At 62.7% G+C, this 15,504-nt stretch carries 10 protein-coding genes; 4 read left to right on the top strand and 6 right to left on the bottom strand.

Annotated elements, in window-relative coordinates; genetic code table 11:
- Window positions 1–56: 56 nt before the first annotated feature.
- The 4 genes from JOF28_RS08735 to JOF28_RS08720 form a co-directional block, all read right to left on the bottom strand.
- Window positions 57–1,145, bottom strand: coding sequence for a cation diffusion facilitator family transporter (locus tag JOF28_RS08735; RefSeq protein WP_245189913.1), 1,089 nt, complete (start codon window positions 1,143–1,145; stop codon window positions 57–59).
- Window positions 1,142–3,412 (bottom strand): heavy metal translocating P-type ATPase, encoded by a 2,271-nt coding sequence (locus tag JOF28_RS08730; RefSeq protein ID WP_209705405.1) that lies wholly within the window; start codon window positions 3,410–3,412, stop codon window positions 1,142–1,144. The genes JOF28_RS08735 and JOF28_RS08730 overlap by 4 nt, the downstream gene beginning before the upstream one ends.
- A 183-nt stretch (window positions 3,413–3,595) precedes the next feature.
- Window positions 3,596–3,808, bottom strand: coding sequence for a heavy-metal-associated domain-containing protein (locus JOF28_RS08725; protein ID WP_209705404.1), 213 nt, complete (start codon window positions 3,806–3,808; stop codon window positions 3,596–3,598).
- Window positions 3,809–4,037: 229 nt separating this feature from the next.
- Complete coding sequence (locus JOF28_RS08720; protein ID WP_209705403.1) at window positions 4,038–7,379, bottom strand: DEAD/DEAH box helicase; 3,342 nt, start codon at window positions 7,377–7,379, stop codon at window positions 4,038–4,040.
- Window positions 7,380–7,866: 487 nt separating this feature from the next.
- On the opposite strand from JOF28_RS08720, the gene JOF28_RS08715 reads away from it, so the two are divergent.
- The gene (locus JOF28_RS08715; RefSeq protein WP_209705402.1) at window positions 7,867–9,663 is read left to right on the top strand and encodes an HNH endonuclease signature motif containing protein; all 1,797 of its coding nucleotides are present in this window, start codon (window positions 7,867–7,869) and stop codon (window positions 9,661–9,663) included.
- Between the two features lie 175 nt (window positions 9,664–9,838).
- On the opposite strand, the gene JOF28_RS08710 is transcribed toward JOF28_RS08715, so the two are convergent.
- Entirely contained in the window at window positions 9,839–11,035 is a 1,197-nt protein-coding gene (locus tag JOF28_RS08710) for an NAD(P)/FAD-dependent oxidoreductase (RefSeq protein WP_209705401.1), read from the bottom strand.
- A gap of 1 nt (window position 11,036) precedes the next feature.
- Window positions 11,037–11,375 (bottom strand): 2Fe-2S iron-sulfur cluster-binding protein, encoded by a 339-nt coding sequence (locus JOF28_RS08705; RefSeq protein WP_209705400.1) that lies wholly within the window; start codon window positions 11,373–11,375, stop codon window positions 11,037–11,039.
- A 131-nt stretch (window positions 11,376–11,506) separates the two neighbouring features.
- On the opposite strand from JOF28_RS08705, the gene JOF28_RS08700 reads away from it, so the two are divergent.
- From JOF28_RS08700 to JOF28_RS08690, 3 genes are all read left to right on the top strand, one after another.
- Entirely contained in the window at window positions 11,507–12,469 is a 963-nt protein-coding gene (locus tag JOF28_RS08700) for a LysR substrate-binding domain-containing protein (RefSeq protein WP_209705399.1), read from the top strand.
- 149 nt (window positions 12,470–12,618) lie between these two features.
- Window positions 12,619–13,818, top strand: coding sequence for a cytochrome P450 (locus JOF28_RS08695; protein ID WP_209705398.1), 1,200 nt, complete (start codon window positions 12,619–12,621; stop codon window positions 13,816–13,818).
- 112 nt (window positions 13,819–13,930) lie between these two features.
- On the top strand, window positions 13,931–15,310 hold the full coding sequence (locus tag JOF28_RS08690; RefSeq protein ID WP_209705397.1) for an MFS transporter: 1,380 nt from the start codon (window positions 13,931–13,933) through the stop codon (window positions 15,308–15,310).
- The last annotated feature ends 194 nt before the right edge of the window (window positions 15,311–15,504 follow it).

The raw sequence follows: 15,504 nt of genomic DNA, 5'->3' as shown, positions 1-15,504 counted from the left end.
CTGCTCCGGATCGCCCACCCCGCTGGGCCGGCCCGCTGTGCCCGCGATCCAACCAGCTAGGCGTGCGGGTTCTTCGTCGCGATGTGGTGACTCGCGGGCTCGAGCTGGATGGTTGAGTGATCCACGTCGAAGTGGGTCATAAGGCAGGCTTTCAACTCGTCGAGAATGGCGTGGTAACCGCGCTCATCCCACGCATCATCGGTGACGGTGACGTGCGCCGAGAACGCCGGCACCCCCGAGGTGATCGTCCACGCGTGCAGGTCGTGCACCTCGGCGACGCCGGGCACCGCGAGCATGTGCTTTCGCGCCACCTCGACGTCGAGGTTCTTGGGCGAAGCTTCGAGCAGCACGTTGACCACCTCGCGCAGCAGGCTCACGGCGCGGGGGAAGATGAGCAGCGCGATCAGGATCGAAGCGATCTGATCGACCATATTCCATCCCGTGTACATGATGATGAGGCCGGCCACGATGACGGCGATCGAGCCGAGTAGGTCACCCAGCACCTCGAGGTAGGCGCCCCGCACGTTCAGGCTTTCCTTCTGCGCAGACTGCAGTACGAGCAGTGAGATCAGGTTGGCGACGGCGCCAATAATGGCCGCGATGAGCATGGGGGTCGAGTGCACCTCGACCTCGCTGCCGAAGCGCGAAATCGCTTGCACGAGAATCACGACCGCGATGACGCCCAACACGATGCCGTTGGCGAGGGCCGCGAGTACTTCGACGCGCAGGTACCCAAAGGTGCGCTTCGATGTCGCGGGCAGCGCCGCAATCAGGCTCGCGATCAGCGCGATCGCGACGCCGGTTGCATCGGTGAGCATGTGCCCGGCGTCGGCGAGCAGCGACAGAGAGTTCGAGATGAACGCGCCGATGAGCTGCACGACGAACACCCCGAGGGTGATCGACAGCACCCAGATGAGCCGCTTGCGGTGCTTGCCGGTCGCGGTGGCCGCGCCCTGCAGGTCTGCCCCGGCCGCCGGAGCGAGATCTGCATCAGGCCCGTGGGTATGTGAGTGGGAATGGCTGTGTGAGTGCCCGCTCGCTGCGGCCGCGGCCGCTGGCCGGGCGGGGTGCCCGGCACTGAAATCAGGGTCGCAGTCGCCCCCGGGTGCGGGGCTCTGCGAGTCGTGATTGGTTGGTGGGGTCATACAGATGCCTTTTGCGTCACACTCTTAAACCCGCGCAGCCGCAGGCTGTTGCCCACCACGAACACGCTCGAAAACGCCATCGCCGCCCCCGCGATCATCGGGTTCAACAGGCCCATGGCCGCGAGCGGAATCGCTGCAACGTTGTACGCGAACGCCCAAAACAGGTTGCCCTTGATCGTGCCGAGCGTGCGGCGCGAGAGCCTGATCGCGTCGGCGGCACTGCGCAGATCGCCGCGCACCAGGGTAATGTCGGCGGCCTCGATGGCGGCGTCGGTGCCGGTGCCCATGGCGAGCCCGAGGTCGGCCTGCGCGAGCGCCGCGGCGTCATTGACGCCGTCACCGACCATGGCCACGACACGACCCTCGGCCTGCAACTGCTTGATGACGTCGACCTTCTCGCCCGGCAGCACCTGGGCGTGCACGCGCTCGATACCCACCTCGGCAGCGACCTGCTCGGCGACAGCCCGGTTGTCGCCGGTGAGCAGAATCGGGGTGAGGCCAAGCTTGATGAGCTGGCCGATGGCCTCTGCGCTCGTCGGCTTCACGGTGTCGGCCACCGCGACGAGCCCACGCACCGCACCATCCCACGCCACGAGGGCCACGGTGCGGCCCGTGAGCTCGAGACGGTCGCGCTCGGCGAGCAGCGAGGGATCCGGATCAATGGCCCACTCAGCCAGCAGCGTCTCGCGCCCCACCAGCACCGTGCGGTCGTCGACCATGCCGGTGACGCCCTTGCCCGCGATATTGGCGAAGTTGGCGACAGCGGGGAGGGCAGCGCCCAATTCAGTGGCGGCCCCGCGCGCAATCGCCTGGGCGATGGGGTGCTCGGAGGCGGCCTCGAGGGCTCCGGCGAGACGCAGCAGCTCATCGCGGTTCTGGCCCGCGGCGGGCACGGCATCGGTGAGGGTCATCTTGCCGGTCGTGACGGTGCCGGTCTTGTCGAGCACGATCGTGTCGACGCGGCGCGTGGACTCGAGCACCTCAGGCCCCTTGATGAGCGTGCCGAGCTGGGCACCGCGGCCCGTGCCCACGAGCAGCGCCGTGGGGGTGGCGAGGCCGAGCGCGCAGGGGCAGGCGATGATCAGCACGGCAACGGCCGCGGTGAAGGCCGCAGCCACCGAGAAGCCGAGGGCGAGCCAGGTGATGAGTGTGCCGAGTGCGATCACGATCACGATGGGCACAAAGACGCCCGAGACGCGGTCGGCGAGGCGCTGCACATCGGCCTTGCCCGACTGCGCATCCTCCACCAGTTGGGCCATGTGGGCGAGCTGCGTGTCAGCGCCGACGGCGGTCGCGCGCACCTCGATGCGGCCGCTCGTGGAGACGGTGCCGCCAGTGACGGGGTCACCCGCGGTCGCCTCGACGGGCACCGATTCGCCGGTGAGCATCGACGCATCGATCGCGGTCGCGCCGCTCATGATCACGCCGTCGGTGGCGATCTTTTCGCCCGGGCGCACCACAAAGTGGTCGCCGACCTGCAGCTCTGACACGGGGATGCGGGTCTCGACACCGTTTTTGATGGCGGCGACGTCTTTCGCGCCCACCTCGAGGAGCGCGCGGAGGGCCGCGCCAGCCTGGCGCTTGGCTCGCTTTTCGAAGTAGCGGCCCGCAAGCAAGAACATGGTGACGCCCGCGGCAACCTCGAGATACATGTTGCCGGCGCCGTCGTGCGGGTGGATGGTGAGTTCAAAGGCGTGGGTCATGCCCTTTTCGCCGGCCGTGCCCAAGAAGAGGGCGTACAGCGACCACAGGTAGGCGGCGCCCGTGCCCACCGACACCAAGGTGTCCATCGTGGCGGCGCCGTGTCGGGCGTTGATCCAGGCGGCGCGGTGGAACGGCCAGGCCGCCCACACGATCACGGGTGAGGTGAGGGCGAGCATCGCCCACTGCCAGTACGTGAACTGCAGCGCCGGCACCATCGAGATGACGATCACGGGCACCGACAGCCACACCGAGCCGATGAGGCGCTGGCGCAGCGAGACGAGCTCGGGGTCTACTGGGGGAGTTGTCGCGTTTGCGCCAGAATCGCCCGCTTGTGCGCTTGCGGGCGGCGGGGGCAGCTCGGCCGTGTACCCCGTCTTCTCGATCTCGGCGATGAGCAGCTGCGGGTCGTACCCCTCGGGGGTATGCACGCGCGCCTTCTCGGTCGCGTAGTTCACGGAGGCTTCAACGCCCTCGAGCTTGTTCAGCTTTTTCTCGATGCGGTTCGCGCAGGAGGCACACGTCATTCCGCCGATTTCGAGGTCGAAGGAGTTGGCGAGTGACATGGTGTGATCCTTACGTGGAGAGAAACGCGGGGGAGTCGAGGTGGATGGGGCCGAGAGACGCTCGTGCGGTGGTGCCGCCGTGGGTGCTGATGTAGCGGTGCGGCAGTACTACGGTGCACGTGGTGCTGCCGTGCGCGTTGTGCTGCGGGCGCAGGAAGCACACCGGGTCAGCGAGCCAGCGTGTTAGCTACGCACCGCCACGTAGCCGGCTTCATCGACGGCCGCGATGACGGCGTCGTCAGCGATCGGGGCGTCGTGCGTGATGGTGAGCTTGCCGGTTTCGGCGCTGACCGCGATCTCGGTGATGCCTTCAACGGCGCCAAGCTCTTCGCGTACGGCCTGCTCGCAGTGGCCGCAGGTCATGCCGGTGACCTGAAATTCGGTGGTGGTGCTCATGATGCTCCCTGTATTTCTCAAGATTTGGGTTGCGTTCAAGCTCCTGTGGAGAACACGAGGGGCCCGACGCTCCCAACAATACCCCCGGGGGGTATCTAAGTAAAGCGGAAATGACAAGAATCTGGCTGAAACGCTGAAGTTTTGCTCGCGACTCAGCCGGCGTGCGCTGCTGTGGCGCCCGGCCAGCTAGCGCTCCGATGATTCGCAACCCGGACGGCTCGTGACCCGGCTACGCGAGTAGGTCGCGAATGTCGTCGGCGGTAAGCCCGCTGGGGGCGCCCGTGCCACCGTCGAGCACGCGGTTAAAGAGATCAGCCTTCGCCTCACGCAGGGCGATCACCTTGCGCTCAATCGTGTTGGCGGCCACGAGGCGGTACACGAACACGGGCCGCTCTTGCCCGATGCGGTGGGTGCGATCGATCGCCTGCGCCTCGACCGCGGGGTTCCACCACGGATCGAGCAACACCACATAGTCGGCCTCAACCAGGTTGAGGCCGAAGCCACCGGCCTTGAGCGATACGAAAAAGACGGGAGCATCGCCGGTGCGAAACTCGGCGATCACATCGCCCCGATTGGTGGTTGAGCCGTCGAGATAACACGAGGCGAGGCCAGCCGCTTCGGTGCGATCGCGGGCCGACCCCAAGAACCGCGTGAACTGGCTCAGCACGAGCACACGGTGCCCCTCGTCGGCGGCCTCGGTGAGCAGATCAACGAGGGCATCAAGCTTCGCCGACGGGGCACTGCCCGCACCGACGAGCTCGGGGTCGAGAGCGAGCTGCCGCAGCGTGGTGAGCGCCGAGAAGATCTGAAACCGATTCGACTCCATATCGCCCACGAGCCCCAAAATTTTCTGCCGCTCGCGCTGAAACCGCAGGTCATACTGCTTGCGATGCTTGGGGTGCAGCTCGATCTCAAGCACCTGCTCCTGCTTGGGCGGTAGATCAGCGGCGACCAGATCTTTAGTTCTGCGCAGCAGGAACGGGGCGAGGCGACGCTGCAGCAGCGCAAGCCGGCCCGCATCGCGGTCTTTCTCAATGGGGTTGCGATAAAACTCGGTGAACTTCGTGCGATTACCGAGCAGCCCAGGCGCCGCGAGTGACGCCAGCGACCACAGTTCAAGCAGGTTATTCTCGAGCGGAGTTCCAGTCACCACGAGCGTGAACGGAGCGCCCAGAGTGCGGGCTGCGCGGTGCCCATGTGAGGCATGGTTCTTAATCTGCTGGGCCTCATCAAGGATGAGCCCCGACCATTCGAGCTCGCGATAAGCCTCAGCCTCACCGCGAAACAGGGCATAGCTCGTGAGCACGACGTGGGCGTCACCCACGGCCTCGGCTAGCGGCTTCCCGCGCTTGCTTTCCATCCCCGCAATCACGGCCACGCGCAGCTCGGGCGCAAATTTCTCGCACTCGCTCGCCCAATTACTGACGACGCTCGTGGGGGCAACGACGAGAAACGGGGCGCGATCCGGATCCTCTTCGCGCGCAATTTCCATCATCGCAATGGTCTGCAGCGTCTTGCCCAGCCCCATATCGTCGGCGAGGATGCCGCCGAGGCCGTGGGTGCGCAGAAAATGGAGCCAGGCGAGGCCCTGCTCTTGGTAGTCGCGCAGGGTCGCGTGGATTCCGTGGGGAGTGGCGACGGGGGCGATCGCGGTGCCGGGCGCGAGCGACTTCATTGCCCGCCACCAGTCGGCCTCTTGCGCGGCCACAATGCCGAGTTCGCTCAGCTCGGCCCACAGATCGACATTGTGGCGGTTGACGCGCACCCCATGGGCGAAGGCCGCGGTGCTGCCATCGGTGAGCGCGCGGGCCTCGTCGAGGATCTCTCGCAACTTGTCGAACTCGGGTGCCATCAGGGAGAAATAAGTGCCGCTGGGCAACACAAACAGTGGCTCGTTGAGCGCGAGGGCCGTGAAGAGCTCAGCAAACTCGACCGTTTCGCCCGCAATATCGATCGTCACGTGCAGATCGAACCAATCGCCGGTGGCCTCGGGACGAATGGTGACAAACGGTGCGATTTCGGCGGCGCGATACTCGGGCGGAGCCGCCTCTTCGAGGATCTCGACGCCGTCAAGATCGCGCAGCTGAGGCAGCAGATCGGTGACGAAGTGGACACTGTGCGCCCGCCCCAACTTGCAGGCCGGCGGTGGCCCGCTCAGATCCTGCCCGGGCCAAATTTCGGGCAGCAGATCACCCGCAGCGGTCACGACGGCCTGCAGCACCTCGCGCTCCGCGGCAGCATTGCGGGCGAGGCCCGCGGGGTGATGCCACGCCCACGAAAGATGCGTATGCCACTCGTCATAGCGGGCAGTGAGGCGCAGCCGCGACCGGGGTGCCTCAGGCATCTCGAAACTGCCGTCGGGGGAGATCGAAGGCAGCGCCACCAAGAACCGGGGAAGATACTGGTCCTCGAACGCCTCAAGGTCAGCATCGGGAATGATGAGCGGGGCGGCCGAATCGAGCAGCTTCGCGGCGATCCCAGAGACAGGTCGATCGAGACCGACCAGCGTGATGTGCTCGGTGGGCCCCGCAGCGTCGGCAACGAGGGCAAACGCGGTGCTGGGCGCACCCACCCACCAAAAGGTGTCATCGGTGCGCTCGTCGATCTGATCATCACCAAGCTGCAGCGTCGCCGTGATCTCGAGACCGTGCTCCCTGCGCACGATGGACCCCGAAATCTGGGCCATCTCGGGGACAAACTCGACCTGATGCTGCGCCTTCCCCGCCGAGACGATGGGGATTCCCGCGGCATGAAGATCTTGCAGCGCGGGCCACAGATCGGCGCCAGCAACCTCGAGCACATCAATCCAGTCGTGCTCACTCCAGTAATAGAGGCCAGATAGCTCAAGCGCTCGCCGCAACCGCAAGAACGCTCGGGTTGTTTCACGTGAAGCACCCAAGTGCTCGAGGCTGCTCCAGCGGGCATTCCCTCGAATCCATTTGTTGCGGCTGCCACGCACTCCGGGGCGCAGAGAAAGGCCGGGGGCAGCGAAGCGGCGATGCTCTGACCGGTCGGCGGGCAAAACGGTGAGGAACAGGCAGAGTTCGGTCTGCGCGGCGCGCTGTGCCCCCGGCAGAATGCGATCGAGCTCGCGCTGCCAAGCGGGCAGTGGTGGGGGCGGGGGTGGCAGGTGTGGCTGGGTGCGCTGGAGGCGCGATAGCCCGGAGCCTGGCCCTGCAAGTGACCGTGATCGTGAGCGGTCTACGTCTGGCATGCTGGGTACTGCCTCGGCGGTCGATGCCGGGGTGCGAGGTGAGCTCGCGGTGCCGTGCTCGGCAATGAGCACCAGTAGGCCGGCTGCGGTGTGCGCGCAGAGGTGCTGAACCTGGCAGGAGCAGGTGTAATCGATGCTGTTATCGGCGAAGATGCTGATCTCGACGGATTCCTCGCCGCTGAGCGCCGAGATAAGTACGTGCGCGGAGAGCTGTTTGCCCGACCGAACCACGCGGGTGAGCTCGACCTGCTGCCGAGCCACATACCTCATCGCCTCCTCGACCGCGAGGCGGGGAGTGACCTGCTTGACGATCTCAAGCGCATACGACGAGATGTTCACGGTTTCAGTCTGGCGCATGCCACAGACATTCGCTGCGATGAGACGTAAAATCGCTCAAATGTGAAACTGCAATTGAAACTGTGAAACCGCAATTTAAAGTTTGAATTTGAACTTTAAAACGAGGCTCTAGTTCTCGGGATAATTCGCCAGCGCGGGGAAGCAAGCTTGCGAGAACTGCACGAAGAGTTGAGATTCTCGCCGGGACAGCTCCGATTGTGCGTTAAAGCGAGCGCTTTCAGGTGGCGAAGTGGAAATGACCAGTGGTCAGGGGCGCTGAAATACCGTATGCCGGGTGGTTGACCCGACCGAAACAGAAAACTGTAATTTGAACTTCGAAACTGTAATTTAAAGTTTCAAACTGAGATTTGAAGTTTGAATTTCAGTTTGTCAGTTGTTGGTGCCGGGCGTTGGTTACTGAGGTCCTTGACCGCCCGTATTCCGCGGATTCTCGCGGCAGAACGCCCCATCGAAGTTGAATGTCGGGGGTCCCTGAGACAATGTTTACATGAAGTTCTCACTGCTGGAACCACCGACGGAGTTGCTCGCTGCACTCGATAACGTCGTGTCAGGAATCCAGGCAGTGCGTGCGCAAATCAGTTCCCTGCAAGCAGCCGAAGCACTTCTCCTTCAGGCAGGGTCGACGATTGCTGAGGGGATCGCGCAGTGCATTCCCCACGGGGTGCAGTCGGGTCGTTCGCTCGCGAAGAGCCAAGCGATGGCTTACCGCATGGTCCACACAGATATCGGGGCCGCGGTACATGAATCAGATCGCACAGTGGCCGCGAAAATGGAGCGCGCGACCGACCTCATCACCGACTACCCCGGCACATACCGGGCATTGGCCGCGGGCCGGGTATCTGAAGGGCACGTGCGCGCGATCGTGGATGCGGGCGTCATTATTACCGACGCGAAGCGGCGCGAGAAGTATGAGCGGGAAGCATTGCAGTTGGCGGAGGCGGAAACGGTGGGGCGGGTGCGCCCGATCGTGAAGGAACTGGCCGAGCGATGTGCCGAAGTGACCATCGATGAACGTCACGAGCGGGCGTGTGCGGGCCGCAACGTGATGGTGATTGACCGGGAAGACGGGATGGCTGATCTGATCGCCCATCTCCCCGCAGCCCTCGCGCATGGCATCAAGGACAAGGTTGATCAGCTTTCCCACCACATCATCGCGAACCGTAATACCGAAACCTTCGGCGACACCGCCGGTAAGGGCGGTGCTGGGGGAGAAGCCGCGGCACCCGAGGACGGTGTGAGCGAATCCGGGGAGACAAGATCTCCCGAGATTGTGGATACCCGCACCACGGATCAGGTGCGTGCCGATCTGTTGTGTGACATGTTGTTGGTGAGTGATCCCTTGAAGACGATGACGACGGGCACCCCGATGGGTGGTATCACGGCGCGGGTGCAGGTGATCGTGCCGATCACCCGGCTCACGGGAACCGCCACTGGGACGGCGACCGAAGAGGCGACCGGGGCCACCACGGGAACTGCGACCGAAGACACGGCGGGAAGTGACAGGGGTCACCCGGCTTCGCTTGCGGGGTACGGTCCCATCGATACTGATACCGCGAAAGACCTGGCTTGCGCGACCAGTAGCTGGGAACAGGTGAAGGTGGATGCGGAGACGGGCACCATCATCACCGTGGACACGTATCGGCCCTCGGCAGAGTTGCGAAGGTTCTTGGGGGCGAGGGATCAGCATTGCCGGTTCTTTGGGTGTCGCATGCCGTTACGAAAATGCGACATTGATCACACCATTGATGCGGCTCTGGGTGGGGCGACGAGCAGTGACAATTTGGGCCACATCTGTCGCCGACACCATACCCTTAAACACGCCACTCCCTGGGAAGTGATCCAAGACCAGAATGGCGTGTATACGTGGACGAGTCCTACGGGACGGAAATATGAGGATATACCCGAGAGTGCGGTGAGATTCAGGCCAGATCCCCCGGGTGAGGGGACAGGTGGGCCTGAAACCCCCGATGGGCCATCCCCTGATCGACCACCTGGGGCAGGGCAATCACCCTCGACTGAAGCAACTGAAGCAACTGAAGCAACTGAAATAACTGAAGTGGCGGAACGGCCTCCGGTGGAGCGGGTCTCGGCGGAATCAGTGTGGGGGCCCGGCTGGGACAAGCCTTTCGTGCCGCGTATCGGGGCAAAGTGCATGGCGAATGACTCCACCGAGCGTGACTCCACCGAGAATTACTCCACCCAGAGCGACTCCATCAAGAGTCATCCCAGTGAGAACGACCCCGCCGATTCCCCACCAGATTGGTGCGACGACGAACCCTTCTAGGGTGCAGGGCGTAGGGTTCCGGATGCCAGGTGCCAAGCACAGGGAGCTTTGCTGTTTCGGAGCAGTACAAGCTCATTCGGTGAAGCTTGCGAGACAACGTTGGATCAACATTGGCGTACCCGAGCCGACCTTATCTATGGATAGGCTGCGGCTCGGGGTCGACCTGTTACATCGGTTATGCGACTGTCGCCTCCGATATGGCGAGTGCTCGCCGCGCGCGCATGTGCGGGCCGGGCGCATTGATCGTTTCGACTGCGACCACTTCTCCGTCTCGGATGCGCTCGACCACTAGTTTGCCGCCCTCCTCGGCGAGTGTAACCCTGGCCTCATCGCTGGGGTGGGCGATGCCCGCGATCTGCAGCCGTCGTTCCCCCTGGGTGCTCCAGAACCACGGCACGTCATCGTAACGGTCTGATGCGGTGCCGGTGAGTTGCGCGGCGACGAAGCGAGCTTGATCCGTCGCATTCTGTACCGATTCGACACGCATCTTCGCCCCGGCATGCACACTAGGGAAACGGGCGCAGTCCCCAATTGCGAAGATCCGTTCATCGCTCGTACGCAGAGACGAATTAACTACGATCCCGCCAGAGACTTCGATGCCCGTTGACTGGGCAAGCTCATCACGTGGTTCGGCACCGATAGCCACAACTACGCGTTCAGCCTGGATTACGCTGCCGTCTGACAGCTGCACCCCGGTGACTCTGCGGGGCGCTGAATCTGCTCCCTCGTGTGAGTCCGTGAGGCCGACGATCTCAGCGCCACAGCTAATCCGAATCCCGAGCCCTTCGTGGTATTCGGCGAGAACATTTGCCGCTTCTCGACTCAACACCCGACCAAGGATCTGGGGGGCCATCTCGAGAACAGTGACGGCCCCGTACCGTTTGGCTTCTATGGCAACCTCGAGGTTGAGGAAACCACCGCCGATAAACACCGTGTCGCCGCCGTTGGCGAGATCAGCGCGGAGCTCATCGCAGTCGGCAATCGTGCGCACTGAGTGGATTCCAGCCAGCTCGCTTCCTGGCAGGGTGAGCTGCCTGGGCTGAGACCCCGTTGCAAGGATCAATGCCTCGTACTTCAGCGCTACACCGGAATCAAGAGTCACGACACAGGCTTTACGATCAATGCTGATTGCCTGGCTCCCGCGATGGAACAGAATCCCGTCTCGGGCGAGCGCGTCAGGGGAGCGCAGGAGGAGGTCGCTACGGCTCTCACTCCCATGCAGATAGCCCTTCGAAAGCGGAGGCCGCTGGTACGGATCTTCTGCCTCTTCCCCGATGAGATGAATCTCGCCAGACCAGCCACGCTCTCGCAGCGTTACAGCCGCGGTCAGTCCTGCTTGGCCCGCACCGATCACAACTACGTTGCCGCGCATGTCACACCTGCGTTTCGGGGAGTCGCACAATGATGTCGTTGAAATCGGTACCAGCCTTGAGCTGACACCCTAATCGGCTGATGGGCTGACGCGGATCGGCTGTGCAGTCAAGCATCTCGTCCTCATCGTCGCTGATCTCGGGTAGGACCCCGGGGTCGGGAGCGCCTCCATTAACCTGCTCGACGAAAACGTGACAGGTGGCGCACATTGCCTGGCCACCACATTCGCCTACAATCCCGTCAACGCCGTTGAGGATCGCCGTGCGCATCACGCTCTGCCCGGGTTCGGCGGTGATCTCGACGGGGGTCCCGTCCTTTGCCACATAGGTAATTTTTGGCATCGTTGGCTCCTTGCACTGCTCTGTGCTGCGGTGAGTTCTCCGCGCTGCTCCTATCCTCATGCACTTGCCTACCTCTATGGAAGCGGGAATACCCGCTGTACTTTCCCGAAGAATCCGGGATACTGATTCATATGAGCGACATCGATGCCACTCCACTGAGTTCTGCCGCGAAAACCCCACCCCTGCCATACACACTGCGGCAGCTCGAATGCTTCCTCGCTGTAGCTGCATCCGGATCAATTGCGCGCGCCGCAGTTGCGCTCAATGCCTCAGACTCCGCTGTGTCCGATTCCATTACCGCGCTCGAACGGGCGCTGGATGCGGAGCTATTCCGACGGAAGCGTTCCCGTGGGGCCACTCTCACATCTGACGGGATCACGATCGTTCCGATCGCGCGCCGGATACTCACCGAGGGTGCCGAGCTCAGTGCGTCTGTAGGGCACGAGCTGAGCGCGGTCGTGGGGCCCGTGCGGATCGGCGTGATCGGAACGCTTGCTAGCGTGATCCTGCCTCGCCTCATTGTCGCCACGCAACGCACCTATCCAGGGATCCACATTGAGTACCGAACGGGTGACCTCGAGAGCTTGCTGACGGCTACAAACAGCGGCGAACTCGACCTCGTCGTGACGTTTGATATCGGAGTGCCGCCAGAATACCCCCGGATCCCGATCACGACCACTCAGGCCATGCTTGTGGTCGCTGCAGGGCATCCGTTGGCTACCCGTGGAACCGTCTCTCTCGCCGAGGTTGCTCATGAACCTATGGTGTTGCTCGACATCGTGGCGAGTCGCACGCACACACTTGAGCTGATGTCCACGCAGGGCATCACACCCCGAATTCAACACCGCACGACTGACTATGAGCTCTGCCGGGCACTCGTCGGACGCGGCCTTGGCTACACGCTGCTGATGCGCCGCGACCTGACGACTGAGGCCTGGGATGGCAGCCGGCTCGCCTACTTGAATATCGATCCGCCGCCCCGCGCCACACAGATCCTTATGGTGTGGCCGCACAATCCAATTCCGCCTCGCGTTACGGCGGTGCTTGCATGCGTCCAGCAGCTGCGCCCCGAGTTTGAAGCCGCCTTCGGGTGACTCCTATCTAAGACAGCGCACCGGCAAGGGTTCCCCGGTTTGCTCCGGGAATGATCCCGGAAATGACCGTTTGAGCCGTGGATGGTTTCTGGCCATGATGGTCATGAACTCGGGTCTTCCCGTCGACGACATGGCAAAGGAGCCGCACGATGACGAACACGCCCACCACGCTCGAGGTTCCCGTTGCGGAGTGGTTTGATCCCCAATCTGCAATGAGGGACCCTTATCCACAGTTTGAGCGCCTCCGGGCACTCGGTCCGGTCGTGAACGCTCCCGTTGTGAACCGAGTGTTCTTGACTACGCACGCTGCGGTCGCCGAGGCTGAGCACAGGCCTGAGATCTTTAGCTCGTATTCCGAGACCAATCTCACCATGGTTCGATCACTCGGCGGGCGGCCGATGCTCCGTAAAGATGACCCAAGCCACGCAGCCGAACGCTCTGCAATTAACCCGACGCTGCGACCCCGGGCCGTAACCCAGGTTTGGTCGCCGCGCTTTGAAGCGAACGTGGAACGTTGGATTGGGCACCTGCTTGAGGTTGGACCTGCAGATGCCGATCTCAACCGCGACTTCGCGGCCCCCTTGGCCAGTCAGAATCTGATTGATCTACTGGGGTTCCCCGCGGACGTCGCCGTTGAGGATATGCGCCGGTGGTCGACCTCTTACATTGCGGGGATCGGAAATCTCCTCGATGACCCCGAGATCTGGCGTCGTGCAGATCAAAGCCAAGCCGAGGTCAACGCAGTTCTCGACGAGCTCCTCCCTCGGCTTCGCACCGAACCCAACGAGTCGATTACGTCTCACTTGTTACAGGTGGGCCTCTCGGAAGAAATAGTGCGGGCCAACGTTCAGCTCACTATCTCCGGTGGCATGAACGAGCCACAGCATATGATCACCAACCTTGTGTGGGCCCTGTCGATGCACCCAGATCAGCGTGCCACGGTGCTCGCTGGCGAGGTCAACTGGGGTGATGTGTTCGAAGAAACTGCACGTTGGCAGTCACCGATCGGCATGGTGCCGCGGGAAGTTGCGATCGACACCGAGATTCAAGGGACCTTCCTCCCGGCCGGCACGAACGTAGGACTGCTGCTTGCGAGCGCCAATCGTGACACCTCGATATTCTCCGACGCAGACCGATTCGACGTGCACCGAACCGCACGTGGACACCTCGCGTTCGGTAGCGGGGTTCATATGTGTGCCGGGCGCTGGGCCGCGAAAGACGCTATCGCTGAACACGCACTGCCCCGTCTCTACGAACGGATTCCCGGCATCGATCTGGCACCGGATCGTTCGCCGAGCTGGGACGGTTGGGTATTTCGCGGGATCACCGAGCTTCCCATCACCTGGTAACGCCTTTCGGGGCTGTTTCATAACCCCACGCCTATTTCACCTTTCCATCCGTTCGGGCCGTCAGGCCAGGGCATCCATCACCCGCCATGCAGATTCGACAAGGACGTCACTCATGACTCTCACCCAACCCCGGCCGCAGCCTACCAGTGCTCGCGAGCGCCGTAAGGTTGTCGCGGCCTCTATTATTGGCACCACGATTGAGTGGTACGACTTCTTTATTTATGCGTTCGCCGCGAACTTAGTGCTCGCCCAACTCTTCTTCCAGCCCGCGGGGCCTGAAATGATGCAGATCCTGTCTCTTGTGACGATTGGGCTCTCCTTCCTCTTCCGCCCGCTCGGTGCGTTCCTCGCGGGCCACTTTGGGGACAAACTTGGCCGTCGGCCTATGCTCGTCATCACGTTGCTGCTTATGGGGGTGGCCACAACCGGAATAGGGCTGCTGCCCACCTACGACACGATCGGTATGGCGGCTCCTATAATCCTGATGTTCCTCAGGATCTTGCAGGGCCTTTCTGCCGGTGGTGAATGGGGTGGCGCCGTGCTCATGTCGGTTGAACACGCGCCAGTTCGTAAACGCGGCCTGTACGGTATCTTTCCCCAGCTCGGAGTGCCGTTCGGTATGCTGCTCGCTTCCGCGATGCTCGCGATTATGCAGTTCGTCGCACCTGGCGACGCGTTCATTGCTTGGGGATGGCGCGTACCCTTCTTGTTCTCTCTTGTGCTGATCATCGTTGGATTTGTGATTCGTAGCTCTGTCGAGGAGTCCCCTGTATTTGAGGAAATTGCACAGACCAAACAACAAGAATCCGCCCCCGTCGCACGGGTGTTCAAGCGCCACACGCCTCTTATCATCATCTGTGCGCTCTTCTTCGCCGGTAACAACTCCGTTGGTTACATGCTGACCGGCGGCTACGTGCAAGGTCTCGCCTCTCGGCCCGAGGACCAGGGAGGGCTGGGCTACAACCCGGTTCACGTGCAACTTGCGGTACTCACTGCGGCTGTGGTCTGGGCAGCGTCGACCGTGCTCTCTGGTATTTTGACAGATCGTTTTGGCCGTAAACCAGTCGTGACTGTTGGCTGGTTTGTGCAGGCGGCAGGCGTCATCCCCCTCTTCCAGTTCGTCACTGGCGGTGGCGTGCTCGGAGTACTCACTGGTACTTGCTTGCTCGCCCTAGGTCTCGGTCTCACGTATGGCCCCCAGGCCGTTTGGTATGCGGAGTCATTCCCAGCATCCGTCCGATACTCGGGCATCTCTATCAGCTATGCACTCGGTGGAGTTCTCGGTGGCGCTTTCGCGCCAACCATTGCACAGCTCCTCCTGCAGTCCTTCGGTAGCACCTGGGCGATCGTCGCATATCTGCTCTTCATGACAGCGCTTGGGCTCGTAGGGACGTCTCTCCTGAAGGATCGTACGGGGGTGCCTCTCGACCATGAGTTTGAGCGGTCAGGTGCCTGGGACCGGTGGCGACCTGGTGTGGGCGTGAAGCTGTAAACACTGCGAAATCTACGCAGCCATCCCACATTGTGCGGGCGATATTTGGCGCTCTTGGCGCGGACCTTGAGTCCGCGCCAAGAGCGTTCCGCTGGCGGTCGCCATGGCCATTCCATGTCACAAAGCACACATGACAAAGCCTGCAGGACAACTGCGGGTGCAGGTAAATGAAAATTGAGGCCATGTACCGAGTC

Source organism: Leucobacter exalbidus, from assembly GCF_017834145.1.
GTDB classification, from domain to species: Bacteria; Actinomycetota; Actinomycetes; order Actinomycetales; family Microbacteriaceae; genus Leucobacter; species Leucobacter exalbidus.
Note: the sequence above shows the minus strand (reverse complement) of the source record. Positions and strands in the feature narration are given on the sequence as shown.

Excerpts from the sequence above, each read along its gene's own strand:
- JOF28_RS08695 (WP_209705398.1), top strand. The coding sequence starts at position 12,619 with ATGACGAACACGCCCACCACGCTCGAGGTTCCCGTTGCGGAGTGGTTT.
- JOF28_RS08690 (WP_209705397.1), top strand. The coding sequence starts at position 13,931 with ATGACTCTCACCCAACCCCGGCCGCAGCCTACCAGTGCTCGCGAGCGC.
- JOF28_RS08735 (WP_245189913.1), bottom strand. The coding sequence starts at position 1,145 with ATGACCCCACCAACCAATCACGACTCGCAGAGCCCCGCACCCGGGGGC.
- JOF28_RS08710 (WP_209705401.1), bottom strand. The coding sequence starts at position 11,035 with ATGCGCGGCAACGTAGTTGTGATCGGTGCGGGCCAAGCAGGACTGACC.
- JOF28_RS08705 (WP_209705400.1), bottom strand. The coding sequence starts at position 11,375 with ATGCCAAAAATTACCTATGTGGCAAAGGACGGGACCCCCGTCGAGATC.
- JOF28_RS08730 (WP_209705405.1), bottom strand. The coding sequence starts at position 3,412 with ATGTCACTCGCCAACTCCTTCGACCTCGAAATCGGCGGAATGACGTGT.
- JOF28_RS08715 (WP_209705402.1), top strand. The coding sequence starts at position 7,867 with ATGAAGTTCTCACTGCTGGAACCACCGACGGAGTTGCTCGCTGCACTC.
- JOF28_RS08725 (WP_209705404.1), bottom strand. The coding sequence starts at position 3,808 with ATGAGCACCACCACCGAATTTCAGGTCACCGGCATGACCTGCGGCCAC.
- JOF28_RS08700 (WP_209705399.1), top strand. The coding sequence starts at position 11,507 with ATGAGCGACATCGATGCCACTCCACTGAGTTCTGCCGCGAAAACCCCA.
- JOF28_RS08720 (WP_209705403.1), bottom strand. The coding sequence starts at position 7,379 with ATGCGCCAGACTGAAACCGTGAACATCTCGTCGTATGCGCTTGAGATC.